At 66.0% G+C, this 15,397-nt stretch carries 13 protein-coding genes and 1 pseudogene; 4 read left to right on the top strand and 10 right to left on the bottom strand.

All coding sequences use genetic code 11. The annotated features are described in order from the left end of the window. Positions 1-144 precede the first annotated feature (144 nt). Genes ACSQ3M_RS11985 through ACSQ3M_RS11960 form a run of 6 tightly spaced genes read right to left on the bottom strand, consistent with a single transcriptional unit; the run spans position 145 to position 5,825 of the window. Positions 145-870 (bottom strand): SDR family NAD(P)-dependent oxidoreductase, encoded by a 726-nt coding sequence (locus ACSQ3M_RS11985; protein ID WP_436150276.1) that lies wholly within the window; start codon positions 868-870, stop codon positions 145-147. An 11-nt stretch (positions 871-881) separates the two neighbouring features. Continuing rightward, positions 882-2,054, bottom strand: a complete 1,173-nt coding sequence (locus ACSQ3M_RS11980; RefSeq protein WP_436150275.1) for a mandelate racemase/muconate lactonizing enzyme family protein — start codon at positions 2,052-2,054, stop codon at positions 882-884. A gap of 7 nt (positions 2,055-2,061) precedes the next feature. Next, positions 2,062-2,802, bottom strand: a complete 741-nt coding sequence (locus tag ACSQ3M_RS11975; protein WP_436150274.1) for an SDR family NAD(P)-dependent oxidoreductase — start codon at positions 2,800-2,802, stop codon at positions 2,062-2,064. Positions 2,803-2,818: 16 nt separating this feature from the next. Next, positions 2,819-3,658, bottom strand: a complete 840-nt coding sequence (locus tag ACSQ3M_RS11970) for a carbohydrate ABC transporter permease (RefSeq protein ID WP_436150273.1) — start codon at positions 3,656-3,658, stop codon at positions 2,819-2,821. Then, on the bottom strand, positions 3,655-4,569 hold the full coding sequence (locus ACSQ3M_RS11965; protein WP_436150272.1) for a carbohydrate ABC transporter permease: 915 nt from the start codon (positions 4,567-4,569) through the stop codon (positions 3,655-3,657). Before ACSQ3M_RS11965 ends, ACSQ3M_RS11970 begins: the two co-directional genes overlap by 4 nt. Then, complete coding sequence (locus tag ACSQ3M_RS11960; protein ID WP_436150271.1) at positions 4,566-5,825, bottom strand: extracellular solute-binding protein; 1,260 nt, start codon at positions 5,823-5,825, stop codon at positions 4,566-4,568. Before ACSQ3M_RS11960 ends, ACSQ3M_RS11965 begins: the two co-directional genes overlap by 4 nt. An 87-nt stretch (positions 5,826-5,912) precedes the next feature. On the opposite strand from ACSQ3M_RS11960, the gene ACSQ3M_RS11955 reads away from it, so the two are divergent. Further along, complete coding sequence (locus ACSQ3M_RS11955; RefSeq protein WP_436150270.1) at positions 5,913-7,619, top strand: SMP-30/gluconolactonase/LRE family protein; 1,707 nt, start codon at positions 5,913-5,915, stop codon at positions 7,617-7,619. Positions 7,620-8,171: 552 nt separating this feature from the next. Here the strand turns inward: ACSQ3M_RS11955 and ACSQ3M_RS11950 are convergent. After that, a complete protein-coding gene (locus tag ACSQ3M_RS11950) occupies positions 8,172-9,065 on the bottom strand; it encodes a LysR family transcriptional regulator (protein WP_436150269.1) in 894 nt (297 codons plus the stop codon). An 80-nt stretch (positions 9,066-9,145) separates the two neighbouring features. On the opposite strand from ACSQ3M_RS11950, the gene ACSQ3M_RS11945 reads away from it, so the two are divergent. The 3 genes and pseudogenes from ACSQ3M_RS11945 to ACSQ3M_RS11935 all read left to right on the top strand — a co-directional run. Beyond that, positions 9,146-10,603, top strand: coding sequence for an FAD-dependent oxidoreductase (locus ACSQ3M_RS11945; RefSeq protein WP_436150268.1), 1,458 nt, complete (start codon positions 9,146-9,148; stop codon positions 10,601-10,603). A gap of 171 nt (positions 10,604-10,774) precedes the next feature. Further along, complete coding sequence (locus ACSQ3M_RS11940; protein ID WP_436150267.1) at positions 10,775-11,740, top strand: Bug family tripartite tricarboxylate transporter substrate binding protein; 966 nt, start codon at positions 10,775-10,777, stop codon at positions 11,738-11,740. Positions 11,741-11,824: 84 nt separating this feature from the next. After that, positions 11,825-12,290: pseudogene (locus ACSQ3M_RS11935) on the top strand (FAD-dependent monooxygenase); the annotation flags it as partial. Between the two features lie 88 nt (positions 12,291-12,378). Here the strand turns inward: ACSQ3M_RS11935 and ACSQ3M_RS11930 are convergent. The 3 genes from ACSQ3M_RS11930 to ACSQ3M_RS11920 are packed head-to-tail and all read right to left on the bottom strand — an operon-like array spanning position 12,379 to position 15,353. Next, positions 12,379-13,884: a tripartite tricarboxylate transporter permease gene (locus ACSQ3M_RS11930; RefSeq protein ID WP_436150266.1), complete on the bottom strand. Its 1,506-nt coding sequence runs from the start codon at positions 13,882-13,884 to the stop codon at positions 12,379-12,381. Positions 13,885-13,899: 15 nt separating this feature from the next. Next, positions 13,900-14,349: a tripartite tricarboxylate transporter TctB family protein gene (locus ACSQ3M_RS11925; protein WP_436150265.1), complete on the bottom strand. Its 450-nt coding sequence runs from the start codon at positions 14,347-14,349 to the stop codon at positions 13,900-13,902. Positions 14,350-14,363: 14 nt separating this feature from the next. Then, on the bottom strand, positions 14,364-15,353 hold the full coding sequence (locus tag ACSQ3M_RS11920) for a Bug family tripartite tricarboxylate transporter substrate binding protein (RefSeq protein ID WP_436150264.1): 990 nt from the start codon (positions 15,351-15,353) through the stop codon (positions 14,364-14,366). Positions 15,354-15,397 lie beyond the last annotated feature (44 nt).

Genomic DNA, 15,397 nt, shown 5'->3' with positions numbered 1-15,397 from the left:
TAATACCTGATTCCACTTCTGGATCGCGCCAAAAGCAGAAACTGGCTGCTGGCCAGAAAGCGGACATTCCAGGAATTGGCGGCCTGGGAGGCAGCAATCCATACGCGCCGCATTCGCGGTGCCGGGGCCCAAGCCGTTGTCGCATCACCGTGGTGCGATCGTCATGCCGCCGTCGGCCAGCATGACCGAACCCGTGATAAAGCTTGCTTCATTCGAGGCGAGAAAAGCGATCGCCGCGGCGATCTCTTCGGGCGTGCCGAGACGGCCGATCGCCTGGCGCCCCGCCATCGCGGTCAGGCGCTCCTCGCGATCGGCGCCATCACCGGCAAGGCGGGCGATCCAGGGCGTGTCGACGGTACCGGGGCAGAGGCAATTGACCCGCACCTTGCCCGCGAGCTCGACCGCGAGCGCGCGCGTCAGGCCGAGCACCGCCGATTTCGAGGCGCAATAGGCGGCGCGCTCAGCAAAGCCGAGATGGGCAGCGACGGAGGCGAGATTGACGATGCTGGCCCCGGCCGGCATCAGCGGAACGGCGGCTCGCGCCATCAGCATCTGGGCGGTGACATTGACGGCGAAGACGCGGTTCCAATGTGCCGTCGTCAGCGTCGCCAGGGCGCCCTCGCCGGGTATGCCGGCATTGTTGACGAGCACGTCGCAGCGACTACGCGTTGCGAAGAAGGCCGCCACGGCATCTTCATCGGTGATGTCGAAGGCATGCCAGGACAGGTGTTCCGTATCGCCCTCGTCCGTGGGCAGCTCCAGATCGATCGCGGCGACACGTGCGCCCTCGGCGAGGAAGCGCGCGACCACGGCCCGTCCGATGCCACGGCCGGCGCCGGTGACGACCACGTCTCGATCGCGGAAGCGCATGGCGGCTCCTTTTAGTACTTCGGCTTCTCGGCGAACCAGCCAGGTCGGTCTGGGTCGAGATAGGCTCCGATCACCTTGCTGCTGACGAAACGTTCAAGCGCATCGAGATCGGGCACGACGCTGAGGCCAGGCCCTTGCGGAACGCTCAGCCGCCCATCGCGGATCGCGAACGGCTCGGTGACGATGTCGGCGCTGTGGTAATAATACTCGGTGTCGATCGCGATATTCATGTTCGGGATCGAGGCGGCGAGGTGCAAGTAAGCGGCCTGCGACAGGCCGAGCTCGCCGCCCGAATGCAGCGTCACCGGAATGCCCGCGGCCTCGGCTACGCCCGCCGCCTTGACGCATTGCCAGATGCCGCCCTCCTCATGCGGATCGAGCAGGATCACGTCGGCAGCGCCGGCGCGCACGATGTTGCCGACATCGCCGAGCGTATAGGCGCCTTCGTCGATCGCAATCGGTACCGTCTGCGCCTGGCGCAGTTCGGCATGGCCGGCGATGTCGTGCAGGACGAGTGGCTGCTCGACATAGGCGAGGTCGAGCCCCCTCAGCTTCTCAAGCTGGCGGCGGGCCGTGCCCGGCGACCAGGCGCCGTTGACGTCGGCGCGCAAGGGCGCGTCGCCGACGACCCGGCGCACCCCCTCCATCAGGGCGATGTCGCTGCGCTCGTCATGGCCGATCTTGACCTTGAAGGTGGTGTAGCCATTGTCGCGGAAGCGCGCGGCGGTCTCGGCGCAGGGCTTGGGATCGGCAACGAAGAGATAGGCGGCGAGCTCGATCTCGCGACGATAGGCGCCGCCGAGCAGGGCATGCAGCGGCAGGCGCGCATGCTTGCCGAGTGCGTCCCACATCGCCATCTCGACTGCGGCGAGCGCCATCACCACGGCGCGCTCGTGATGATAGTAGCCGGCACCGAGCACATGCCGGTGCAGGCGCTCGACATCGGCGACGCTGCGGCCAAGCGCCAGCGGCAGCACCACCTTCTCCAGAACGACCGGAACGAAATCGAGCAGGGCGATCGTCTCGCCATAGCCCTTGAGGCCGGAGGCGGTCGTCACCTCGACGATCAGCCGGGTCGAGCCGGCGCGCTTGCCGGAGCCCCAGACGATCGGGCTGTCGAAGGGGATGTAGACCAGCCAGTGCCGGGTCGCGGTGATGGTGAGCGGATCGTCAGGGAGTGCCATGGCAGCGTCAATCCATGTAGAGCCCGCCGTTCACGTTCACCACCTCGCCGGTGATGTAGCTCGAACGTGACGACGACAGGAAAAGCAGGAGATCGGCGATCTCGTCGGTCTCGGCCATGCGGCCCAAGGGAACGAAATCGGTGACGCGCTTGAGCTGCTCAGGCGTCAGCGCCTTGATCAGCTCGGTTGCGACCGGCCCGGGCGCCACGGCGTTGACGCGCACCCCAACCTTGGCCGCCTCTATGGCGAGCGCCCGGGTGAAGCCGATCACGCCGGCCTTGGAGGTCGAATAGGAGGTGTTGTCGCCGAACAATGTGCCGCGCTTGCCGGCGAAGGAGGCGAGCGAGACGATCGTACCCCTGCTCTCGGCGAGAACCGACATCGCCGCCCGCGACAGCAGGTAGACGGCGTCGAGATTGACGGCGAGTACGCGGCGCCAGGACTCCGGCGTCGTTTTCGCGATCGGCGCGGGCTCGCTGATGCCGGCATTGTTGACCAGCACGTCGAGGCGGCCGAAGGCGGCAAGCGTCGCGGCCAGGATCCGATCGGCGGCGGCGTCCTCAGTGAGGTCAGCCGCAACCATCCGCGACCCCGGCACCGAGGCGCCCGCCTCGGCAAGTAGGCCTTCGTCGCGGTCGGCGAGCATCACCAGCGCACCTTCGGCGGCGAAGCGCTGCGCACTCGTCAGGCCGATACCTCGCGCCGCGCCGGTGACCAGCACGACCTTGCCCGTCAATCCAAGATCCATGAATCGGCTCCGATGACTACTTGACCGCGCCCTGGGTCAGGCCCGCGATGAACTGGCGTTGCATGATCAGGAAGGCTCCGATGATCGGCACGCTCGACAGCACCGAGGCCGCCATCAGCATCCCGTATTCGGGCAACTGGTCACTCTTCAGCGTGGCGACGCCAACCGGCAAAGTGAACATCTCGTCGGTGCGCATCATCACCAGCGGCCAGATGTAGCTGTTCCAGGAGGCGATGAAGATCAGCACGCCGACGGTGCCGAGCGCCGGGCGCAGCAGCGGCAGCACGACGCTCCAGTACAGGCGGAATTCGCCGGCACCGTCGATGCGCCCGGCATCGAGCAATTCGTTCGGGATCGCCACCGCATATTGCCGCATCAGGAAGATGCCGAAGGCATTGGCGGCGAAGGGCAGGATCAGCACGATGTAGGTGTCGAGCAGCCCGAGCCTTGCCAGCCAGCCGAACAGCGGGATGACTGTGGTGAAGGCCGGGATCGAGACCGAGGCGATCACGACCCAGAACATCACGGTCTTGCCGGGAAAGTCGAACTTGGCGAAGGCATAGCCGCCGAGCGAGCAGAACAGTAGCCCCAGCGCCGTGCTGGCGAGCGCGACCACGAGGCTGTTCGCCATCCAGCGCAGATAGAGCGTCTTCGCCAGGAGATCGTCGAAGTTCTCCAGCGACCAGCGCCGCGGCCAGACATCACCGGCGAAGATGTCGGCGCGCGATTTGAAGGCGGAGAGCACCGCCCACAGTACCGGCGTCATCGCCAGCGCCAGCACGAGAAGCACGGCAAGCGTGCCGAGATAGGCGGCGAGGCTCGGCGCCGGCTGTTCAGCTTGGGATTCCCTGCTCATGCGACCTCCCGTCCGGAAAGGAGCTTCTGGACGATCGCGATCGCGACGATCATCAGCGTCAGCACATAGGAGACCGCCGCCGCATAGCCGAGTTCGACGTATTGGAAACCGGCTTGGTAGAGGTAGATGACGATGGTCAGCGTTGAGTCGGCAGGGCCGCCCTTGGTCAGCACCCAGGGCTCGTCGAAGAGCTCAAGCGCCCAGATCGTCGACATGATCACGCCGAACAGGATGACCGGCTTGAGCAGCGGCAGTGTCACATGGTGCGTCACCTGCCACGGGCTGCAGCCGTCGAGGCGCGCCGCCTCCTTGATGTCGCCGGGAATGCCCTGGAGACCGGCGAAGTAGATCACGGCGTAGTAGCCGAGCGCCCGCCAGACGCGCAGGATGATGATCGCCCAGATGGAAAAACGCGGGTCGCCGAGCCAGTCGATCTCGCCGAGGCCAAGGCCCTTCTGCACGATGTTCAAGAGGCCGACGCCCTTGGCGAAGATCATCTCGAAGATCACCGCCGCGACGACCAGGCTGATCGTCACCGGCAGGAAGAAGCCGACCTTGATCGCGTTCTTGAAGCGCAGCCACAGGCTGTCGAGGCAGAGCGCCAGCGCCAGCGCCGAGAGGTTCAGGATCGTCACATAGACGACGCCGTAGAACAGCGTGTTCTTGAGCGCCACCCAGAAGCGCGGATCGGCGAACAGCTTGGTGTAGTTGGCGAAGCCGATGAAGCGCGGCGATGCGAAGCCGCGCCAGTCGGTGAAGGAATAGATCAGCGAGGCGATGATCGGCCCGAGCCAGAAGGCGATGAAGGTCAGGAAGAAGGGCGCGAGGAAGAGGTAGGGCGTCAGCTCGCGGCGCAGCCGCGGCCAGAACACCGTCCCGCCGGCTCTTCTGGCTATGGTCGTCGCGCTCATCGGCCGAGCTGGCCGGCGAGCTGCTTCTCGATCTCGGCCCAAGCCTCGGCCGGCGATTTCTTGCCACCGAACATGAAGTCGAGCTCGTTGCCGATGATCACCTCGGCCTTGGCCCAGTCGAAATAGTTGAAGCCTTTGAGCGTGCGATCCTTCAGCCCGGCCTCGTAAATTGACTGGCCGGAAAGATAGTCCTCGCCCTTGAGTAGTTCGGGCGAGCGCAGCGCCGGCGCGAAGGCCGGAACGAGATGGCCTTCCTGCCAGATTTTTACCTGGGTCAGCTCATTGGCGCCGATGAACATCGCCCATTTCAGCGCCGCCTCCTTGTTGCGGGAGGTTTTCGGGATGGCGAGCACATTGCCGCCCCAGGCCCCGGTCGTCGCTGGCTGGTCCTTACCCCATTTCGGCCAAGGCATGACCCGCCATTTGCCGGCGTGCTCCGGCGCCTCTTTCTGCAAACGGAAGATCGCCCAGGCCGGCACGGCATAGCCGGCGATCCTGGAGTCCTTGATCGCCTGGAAGAACTCCGGCGCGTTGTTGCGCGACTCGAAGACGACCTTCTCCTTGCGGGCGAGGTCGAAATAGAACTGCAGCGTCTCGCGCGCGAGCTTGTTGTCGCGGATGACCTTGCCGTCCGCGCCGAAGATCTGCGCATCGCGCGACTGCAGGTACTGCACGAGATTGGCGACGCCGGGCACACCGCTCGGGCTCGAGACATGGCCGATGAAGATGCCCTTGGCGGCGAGGATCCGCCCGGCGGCGACGACGTCCTCCCAGGTCTCGAGCGGCGCCTTGATCCCGTTCGCCTCGAAGATGTCGGCCCGGTAGAAATAGACGGCCGGGTTCTGGTCATAGGGGACAGCAAAGGTCTTGCCGCCGGTGCCGAGCGAGGCATAGACGCTCGCCGGGAAGCTGTCCTTGAGCGGCGCCATCGCCGCGGTCGTGTCGAGCAGCCCCCCCGTCGGCAGATAGCCGTCGAAGCGGCGCTGCAGGATCAGCGCAACATCGGGGCCGCCGGCCCCCGCCGCGAGCGCGACCAGGAACTTGTCCTGAAGATCGAAGGGATTGAGGTTGACTACCTCGACTGTGATGCCCGGGTTCTGCTTCTCGAACTCGCCCTTCACCGCATTGGCGGCGGCGACATGCTCGGTCCAGGCCCAATAGGTGATCTTGGTGCGCGCTTGCGCATTCGCCGCAGCCGGCAGCGCAGCCGCGGCGGCCATTCCCGCCAGAACGGCGCGTCGATCAATCATCGTCATTTCGCCCTCCCATTTGTTCTACATTGTAGAACTTGTTTTATAATGTAGAACATCGTAGGGTTGAGAATTGCGGAGGTCAAGTGAGCGATGATCGAGGCGACGAAAGAGGCATCACGGGACGGCGACCCGGCGCGCGGCACGGCGGCGCTGCAGAAGGGCATCGGCCTGCTCGAGGCGTTGTCGGAGGCGGGCGGCACCGCCAGCTTCAGCGAGCTCGTGCGCGCCTCCGGCCTGCCGAAGGCGACCGTGCACCGCATCCTCGCCGCGCTGCTGGAGCGCGGGCTCGTCCGCTTCGAGCGGCGCGACGACCGCTACCGTTTCGGTTGGAAGCTGATCGAGTTCGCGCGTTTCGCCCAGGCCGATCTCGACCTGCCGACCCTGATCGAGCCCGAGCTCGTCCGCCTGCAGATGCAGACCGGCGAGACGGTCTTCGTCGCCCTGCCGCACGGTCCCGACATCGTCTGCTCGAAAGTGCTGGAGACGCGCGCGACCGGCGGTATCGCTCTCGCCGAAGGAAGCATCCTGCCCGGCTACTGTACCGCCGCCGGCAAGGCGATCCTGGCTTTCGCCGAGCGGACACTGCGGCCCGCCATGCTGGCCCGGCTCAAGCTCGTCCCGCACACGGTCCGCAGCCTGGCCGAACTGCCCTTGCTCGACGCGCAGCTCGATATCGCCAAGGCCCGCCGCTACGCCATCGAGGACGAGGAATTCGCTGTGGGACAGCGCTCCGTCGCGGCGCCGATCCTCGATCACAGCGGACGCGCCATCGGTGCACTGGCAGTGGTCGCGCCCGCCTTCCGCCTGACGACCGAGCGCCTGCACGAGATCGGCGCCGACCTCCTGAAGGCGGCGGCGCGCATCACCGGCCAGGCCGCTTTCTCACAACCGGAAACGAGACGTTCTGCAATGACGGCAACAAGGGCACGCTGCGCGGTCGAGACCCAGGCCTTCCTCGGCGAAGGGCCGGTCTGGAACGAGGCCGCGGGGCGGCTCGACTGGGTCGACATTCTTGCCCCGGCCCTGCATCGCTCGAATCCGGCCGATGGAACGGACCAGGCCGTAGAACTCGGCGAGCTCGTCGGCGCCTTCGCCCACTGCTCGACCGGCGGTCTGGTTCTGGCTGCTCAATCGGGCTTTGCCCTGTTCGATCCCGAGACCCGCCGGGCCACCCCGCTGATCGATCCCGAAGCCGACAAGCCGAACAACCGCTTCAATGATGGCAAATGCGACTCGAGCGGGCGCTTCTGGGCCGGCACCATGGACATGGGGGTAGCGCCCGGCGCCGGCAGTCTCTATCGGCTCGACCGCGACGGCTTGGTTCATTGCCTGGAACGGGGTATCGGCATCTCAAACGGGCTCGGCTGGAGCCCGGACGACCGGCGCATGTACTTCACCGACTCGTTGGCCCGGACGATCTTCGTCTACGATTTCGATGTAGAGAGCGGGACGATCGCGAACCGCCGCGTCTTCGCCCAGACCCTTGACCATATGGGCGTCCCCGACGGCTTGACCGTCGATGCGCAAGGCTATGTCTGGAGCGCGCAATGGGATGGCTGGCAGCTCATTCGCTTCGATCCCGACGGGCGGATCGACCAGACGATCAACCTGCCGGTGCCGCGCCCGACGAGTTGCACCTTTGGCGGCCCGGACCGCGCGACGCTCTACGTGACCTCGGCGCGCATCCGCCTCTCGGCGCAGCAACTGGCGGAAGCTCCACTCTCAGGCAGCGTCTTCGCCATCGAAGACTGTGGCCGGGGGTTGCCTGAGAATGTCTATCATTACCTGCCAGGCTAGCCCCGATGCGATGCCCCGCAGCGACCCTCGGACAGGATGCATTATTCGATCTTGGGCTTTTTTGAGGTCACGGGGGCAAGATCGAGAATCTCGTAGCCCTGATTGCCCCGTTGAAAACGCACATGGCTGCCCCTGGCGCCGACATCTCACGGGCCTCGGTCCCGCTGCCTTAAGCTACCCGGAAGCGGGCGTCACAGACGTCCGCTAAGGGCCAATTCCGGTCTTGCTCATCCTGCGCTCAGAAGTTCCCTTTCGGTCGCGAGCTCAAAGTCGTCTTTTGGCCCAATTCCCGACGTCTGAAGCGTCCGCTTTCAGACAACTCAGTTCGACTCTTGGTAGCGGGGTGGGCGCTTATGTCCGGGGCAAGGTAACAAATTTGGCCTAGTGGCGACGTTCGGCACGTGCTTACGGACTCCGCCGTTCTCGACGCGATCGTCCGTCGGCGACGTCCAGCACAAGTCGAAGACGTGGAACAGTCGAGGTGGTCCTGACCGATATGAACCTGGCCGATATCCAGTATTCGCTGCCCGAGGGCCTTGGAACCGCGGACGCTCAGCAATCCCGGCCAAACAATGGAGCTCTTTCGCGGAAGAATTCGAGCAGGTGCTGCACGCGCGGCACCATGGCCCGTTCGGACGGCACCATCGCTTTTATCCAGAGATCGGGAACGGCATAGCCCTCGAGGATTTCGACCACTTCGCCGGCGGCGATCGCAGCGGACGACACATACCTGCTGATCATTCCGATGCCGAGGCCGCCTTTCGCTCCGTTCAGAAGCAGAAGCATGTCGTTGCTGGAGATGCGCGCCCTCACGGGAACGCTGATCCGGCCTTCCGGGCCCATGAACGGCCAGTTGGCTCCCGTCGGCTGGTAGACGAGACAGTCATGGCTTTGCAGCTGGCGCGGGTTCTCCGGGCGGCCGTGTGATTCAAGGTAACCGGGACTTGCGATGAGGGTCCTCCTCACCGGCCAGAGGAAGGTGTCGACAACTCCGTCGAAACTGAGCGGGAAGGCGCTGATGGCGATGTCGAACCCCTCGATCGTCGGATTGAACGGGCCGTCCATCAGGAGCACTTCGACGTTCAGCGAGGGATGTGCCTCGACAAACTGCTGAACCAGGCCGCTGAGGTGCAGGAAGCCCTGGGTTGTCGGCAGCTTGATGCGGATCGTGCCTTCCAGCTGAGCCGCTCCCTTGCGCATGGCGGCGACCGCCTCGTCGTGCAGGTTGACGGCATCCGTCATGCGTTTGAGGTGGTACTCGCCGTCGGCCGTGAGGCCGACGCTGCGTGTGGTGCGGTCAAGCAGCCGTGCATTGACGGCGGCTTCGAGCTGCATGACCCGCTTCGTCAAGACCGAGGGCGAGAGATCGAGCGCCTCGGCCGCGGCAACGAAGCTGCCCCTGCGCGCGATCATGATCAGCGCTCGCATATTCTCGATCATGCTCATTGTTCACGATTCACGAATTCTGGGCGGCATGCAAGATGCTTTCCGAGCGTAAAACGCGCGGCTAGCGTCATTCGTAGAAATTGATCCGCCGAATTCTTGCCGAATGGGAAATTCATGCCGGCAATTTCGGCGGCATCGACACCGGGCTAGGCCGCGCGCAATGCCGTGACATTGTTTCGCAGAAGCGCGCGTCCGCAGGCCCTGATGGGTACCAAGGCGAAGCCGCCCCGACGGGCCAGACAAGGAAAGAAACGAACATGAGTCCGGAACAGTATGACGTGATCGTCGTGGGCGGCGGCTCCGGCGGGGTCGGTGCGGCCGTCGGCGCCGCGAAGGCAGGCGCGCGGGTCGGGTTGATCGAGGCCGCCGGCTGCCTGGGCGGGGCCGCGACGATGCGCAACGTGCTGACCTATTGCGGGCTCTACACGCTGGGCGAGCCGCCCCGGCAATCCGTAGCCGGGGTTGCCGAGGAGGTCATGGCCAAGCTGCGCCGCTGGGGCGCGGTGACGCCGCCGACGCGGCACCGCGGCGTATTCGTCATCTTCGATCCCGAGGCCGTCAAGCGCGCGCTCGACGAGGTCTGCCGGGAGGCCGGGGTGGGTGTTCTGCTCCACGCCTTCGTCTCGGGGGCGGACCGCGAAGAGAACGCGGTGACGCGGGTCCACTATGCCGACCATTCCGGCGTGCATGCGGCAGAGGCCCGCGCCTTCGTCGATGCAAGCGGCGATTGCGACCTGGCCTTCTTCGCCGGCGCGTCGACCCGTTACGGCAACAACGGCGCGGTCAACCTGGGCACGCTCGGCACCCGCTTCGGCGGCGTTTCGTCCGACGCGGACGTGTCGGCCGCGAGCGTCACCGCCGTTATCGAGGCTGCCCGGGACCGCGGCGTTGCCGGGCTGACCAAGAACAAGAGCGTGATCGCCCGGCTGCCGCTGTCGGGCGACGTCGTCGCCTACCTCGCCAGCGAGGACTATGATGCCCGCGACGCGCGCAGCATGACGCGCGCCGAGATGGGCGGGCGTGCCCAAGCCTGGACCTATCTGGAAGTCCTGCGCAAGCTGCCGGGCTGGGAGCGCGCCTACCTCTCCTCGACAGGACCTGACTTCGGCACGCGCGAGAGCCGGCACATCAACAGCGCCGAGCAGCTCACCTGGCAGCACGTCACCGAAGGGCGGCGCGTCGCCGATTGTATCGCGCTCGGCTCCTGGGGCGTTGAGTGGCACGACCGCGAGACGCTCGAGAGCAGCTTCATCTACCCGCCGGACCGCGGCACCTACGATATCCCGCTCGGCTGCCTGATGAGCGCGGACACGCCCAACCTGTTCGCAGCCGGACGCACCGCGGACGCAGATCGCGAGGCCGGCGCCGCCCTGCGTGTGATGGGCACGGCCTTCGCGACCGGCCAGGCGGCGGGCGTCGCTGCGGCGTGTTTCGCCCGGGACGGACGCGCCGAACCCGCTGAGGTGCGCCGAATCCTCGCCGGCCAAGACGCGCTGCTCGACCCGGCAGACATGCCGCCGCCGGTCGCGACCGCCTGAGAGCGACGGTACCACGTCCGATTCTGACCATCGGCGCACGACCACACAAGACCAATCAGGGAGGATGCAATGCAGCCGAAAGCCATCAGGCAGGAGCAACTCGGGCGAGACAGCGCCTTTTCCTGTGTCACCACCAGCGAGATGGCCAAATCTGCGCCTGGGAGGGTGATCATGCCCAAGCTCCTGGCCTTCATCGCAGCAGTCATGTTGTGCGCTTCCCCCGCGACCTCACAGGATTGGCCGAGCCGGCCGGTGACGGTCGTCGTCCCCTTCGCGCCGGGCTCCACCCCCGACGTCGCGGCACGCATGGTGGCCGAACGCCTCCACGCCAAGCTCGGGCAGCCCTTCGTGATCGAGAACAAGCCGGGAGCGAGCGGCAATCTCGGAACCGGGAGCATCGCACGCGCCGAGCCGGACGGACACACCATTGGCGTCAGCATCGTGGGACCGCTCGCGCTCAACACGCTCCTGTTTGCCACGATGCCTTATGACCCGAAGACCGAACTTGCGCCTGTGACGGTACTAGCCTCTCAGCCCAGCGTGCTGGTCGTCAGCAAGGACCTCGGCGTCAGAAGCACGGGCGAACTTGTCGCACTCCTCAAGCGGGATGCGAGCAAGCTGAACTTCGGCTCGATCGGAAACGGTTCGCTGTCTCATCTTGCGGTAGAGGCGATTGCACTCAAGAGCGGTGCCAGACCGGTCCACATCCCTTACAACGGCTCACCTGCGGCGGTGACCGCCCTGCTCCGCGGCGATGTGCATATGGCGGTGCTGCCCGCATCCTCTGTCGTGCCGCAGGCCGAAGCCGGGCAAATCGTCCTGCTGGCCGTCACGGCCGCACGACGCTCCGCCCTCCTGCCGGACTTGCCGACACTGGCCGAGGCCGGGATCGCCGGGGTGGAGGTCGACAGCTGGATCGGGCTGGTCGCACCGGCCAGGACGAGCCCCGCGGTCCTGACGAAGCTGGAACGAGAGGTTCGCCAGGTCCTGGCTGAACCGGGAATTCGCGAGAAGCTGAAGGTCCAGTACATGGAGCCGGTCGGCAACACGTCCCAGGATTTCCGCGCGCTCCTCGACACCGAGCTCGAGCGCTGGGGGCCGGTGATCAGAGCCAACAACATCAAGCTCGGTCAGTGACGAATGTGAGTAGGTGCGATCAAACCTCACATCGCACGTCAACGCCAAGTCGGCCCAACGATATCTAACGATGGCGTTGGTTTCATGCAGTTCCATCTCAACGGCTTCCGGACCGGCGATCCGAGCCGTTCTCGCCGGGCAGTGCCTCTCCCGGTTTTGAGGCTTTGCCCGAAGAGGTCGATGGCCTGATCGTCGGCTGCGGTCCTGCCGGCTTGACCTTGGCCGCACAACTGGCGCGCTTCCCGGAGATCACGACGCGGATCATCGACCAGAAGGCCGGCCCCCTGCTGCTGGGCCAGGCTGACGGCATCGCCTGCCGCACACTGGAGATGTTCCAGGCTTTCGGCTTTGCCGAGCGGGTGCTGAAGGAGAGCTACTGGATCGACGAGACCTCGTTCTGGAAGCCCGACGAAGCGCAGCCCGAGACGATCATCCGCCATGGCAGGATTCAGGATGTCGAGGAGGGGCTCTCGGAGTTCCGCATGTGATGCTGAACCAGGCGCGGGTCCATGACTTCTTCCTGGACGGTCGGCTTCGGTCATCCCGCCGCCGCGCTCTCTAGGTCCGCTTTCCGGCAAAGAGCTACAGTCGGGTTGTGGCGCCATACCGGCGTTGGCCGTTATCAGACCGCCGGAATTTCAGGTCTCTTCTATGAGAGCGGCCTTCCGGTTTCGCATGATCGTCGGCGACAGCATTGCAAGCAGCATAACTGCGACGATGCCCAGCAGCACCGCGCTGATCGGGCGCTGCAGGAAGACCGTGAAATCGCCGTCCGACAAAAGCATGGCGCGGCGGAAGTTCTCCTCGAGCTGCGGACCGAGCACCAGTCCGAGCAGCAGCGGAGCCGGCTCGACGCCGACCTTGATGAAGAAGTAGCCGATGGCCGCGCAGCCCAGCATCAGCCAGACATTGAACAGGCTGTTGGCGATGCCATAGGTGCCGATGCAGCAGAACAGCACGATCGCCGGGAAGAGCAGGCGATAGGGGATCTTCAGCATCGAGACCCACAGCCCGATCAAAGGCAGGTTGATCACCAGCAGCATCAGGTTGCCGACCCACATCGAGGCGATCACGCCCCAGACCAGCTTCGGCTGCTCCGTCATGATCTGTGGGCCGGGCTGGATGCCCTGCATCATCAGCGCGCCGATCATCAGCGCCATCAGCGCATTTGCCGGGATGCCCAGCGTCAGCAACGGGATAAAGCTCGTCTGCGCGCCGGCATTGTTGGCGGCCTCGGGGCCGGCCACACCCTCGATCGCGCCCTTGCCGAAGCGGGAGGGATCCCTGGCGAGCTTCTTCTCGAGCGCATAGGAGGAGAAGGGCGGCAGCGCCGCCCCGCCACCGGGCAGGACGCCGAGCACCGAGCCGAGCGCCGTACCGCGGACCATCGCCGGAAAGGCCGCCCGCAGATCGGCCCGGCTCGGGATCAGGCTGCGGATCGACTGGCTCACGACGCGCCTTTCGGCGGGGCGCTCCAGATTGGCGATGATCTCGCCGAGACCGAACAGGCCCATGGCGACCGGAACGAAGTCGAGCCCGTCGGAGAGCTCAGCGACGCCGAAGGTCATGCGCGCGGCCCCAGAGCTCACATCGATCCCGACGAGGCCGAGCAGGAGGCCGAGCAGCACCATCGCCAGGGATTTGGCGACCGAGCCATGGGCCAGAACGACGGCGGCGATCAGGCCGAGTACGAGCAGGCTGAAATACTCGACCGCCGTGAACTTCAGCGCCAGCGCCGACAGCGGCACGCTCATCACGGCGATGACGACAGTCGCCACCGTGCCGGCGAAGAATGAGGCGATCGCCGCGATCGCCAGGGCCGTGCCGGCCTTGCCCTGCTTGGCCATCTCGTGGCCGTCGATGCAGGTGACGACCGAGGAGGTTTCGCCCGGCACATTGACGAGGATGGCGGTGGTAGAGCCGCCATATTGCGCGCCGTAGAAGATGCCGGCGAGCATGATCATGGCGCCGGGCGGCGACAGGCCGAAGGTGAAGGGCAAAAGCAGCGCCACTGTCGGGATCGGGCCGATGCCGGGCAAGACGCCGATGGCCGTGCCGATCACGACGCCGAGCAGGCACAGGCCGAGATTGTTCAGCTCGAGCGCGGTCGAGAGCCCGAGCAGCAGGTTGTCGAAGAGTTCCATCGGGAGCTTGAGCCCTCAGCGCGGCCAGACAGGCACCGGCAGCGCCAGCACCTTGATGAAGAGGAGGACGGCCGCGGCCGAAAGGGCCAGCGCGAAAGGCAGGCTCTCGCGAAGCCGCCCCTCGCGGGTCGCAAAGCTCGCCACGATCACGGTGACGACCGAGGCGACGGCAAGCCCCAGGCGCTCGGCGGTCAGCGCAAAGACACCGACCGCGCCGAGCACGGCGAGCAGCGGGCGCAACTGGACGGCATCGATCGCGACGGCCGCCCGCCTGACGCCGCGAACGCAGAAGAACAGGCCGAAGGCTAGCAGGCCGAGCGCGACGACGCGCGGCATGTAGCCCGGGCCCATGTCGGCGGCGTGGCCGACGACGAGCTTGCGGGTCGCGACGAGCGTGCCCGCTGCGACCGCCGCGAGGAACAGGCCGAAGAGCAAATCCTGCCAGTCGATCCTGGAACGCGTCATCGGCCGAACTCCGCTCAGCTGCCCTTGATACCGGCTTCGCGGATAATGCCGCCCCAGCGCGTGGTCGCATCGCTCAGCCAGCTCGCGAACTCGGCAGGCGTGCCGGCGCGGACGACGCCGCCCTGCTCGGCGATCTTGTCCTTGATCTCCGGTATCGCGAGGATCTTGCCGATCTCGGCGTTGAGGCGCGCCACCATTGCCGGCGGCGTGCCGGCGCGGGTCAGGATACCCTGCCAGGTGCCTGCGTCGCCGCCGGGCAGGCCGACTTCCTTGAACGTCGGAAGTCCCGCGACGCGCTCCTCGCCGGTGACAGCGAGGCCGACGAGCTGCTTGTTCGAGACGAAAGGCAGCGTCGCGGTCGAGCCGTTGATGATGACGCCGCTTTCGCCGGAGACCACGGCCCGCGAGGCTGCCGCACCGCCCTTATAGGGCACGTTCTTCCACTGGATGCCGAGTTCCTTGGCCATCTGCACCGCGGTGATGTGATTGGCTGCGCCGACCCCGGAATTCGCGACCGCGAGCTTGTTTGGATTGGCCTTGGCGTAGGCGATCAGCTCCTGCGCCGACTTGGCCGGAATGGATTCATGCACCGCCAGCACATAGGGGCCGAACATCACCATCGAGACCGGCGCCAGATCCTTGACGGGATCGTAGGTCAGGTCAGAGAACAGGCTCGGCGCGGTCGCGAGCGAGCCGACATCCATCAGCAGCAGGGTGTGGCCGTCGGGCGGCGCCTTGGCGACGGCATCGGCGCCGAGGTTGCCCGCGGCGCCCGGCTTGTTCTCGATCACCACGGACTGGCCGATCGCGGCCGAGAGCTTGGGGGCGATCAGGCGGGCGAGAATGTCTGAGGTTCCGCCGGGCGCGAATGGCACGACGAGCCGGACCGGACGCTCGAAATTCTGGGCCGCGACGGGTTGGGCGGCCAGCGCGATGCCCGCGAGCGCTGCGAGAATGAGGCTCTTCTTGAGGGACGCTGCGAAGCGGAATCTGGGTGGGATCATGATTTCCTCCTGTGGGGCGCAATCCTGGCCCGGTGGCCGGATTG

This window comes from Allobosea sp. LjRoot90, assembly GCF_964254315.1.
Taxonomy (GTDB): Bacteria; Pseudomonadota; Alphaproteobacteria; order Rhizobiales; family Beijerinckiaceae; genus Allobosea.
This window is presented reverse-complemented; position numbering and strand designations above follow the sequence as displayed.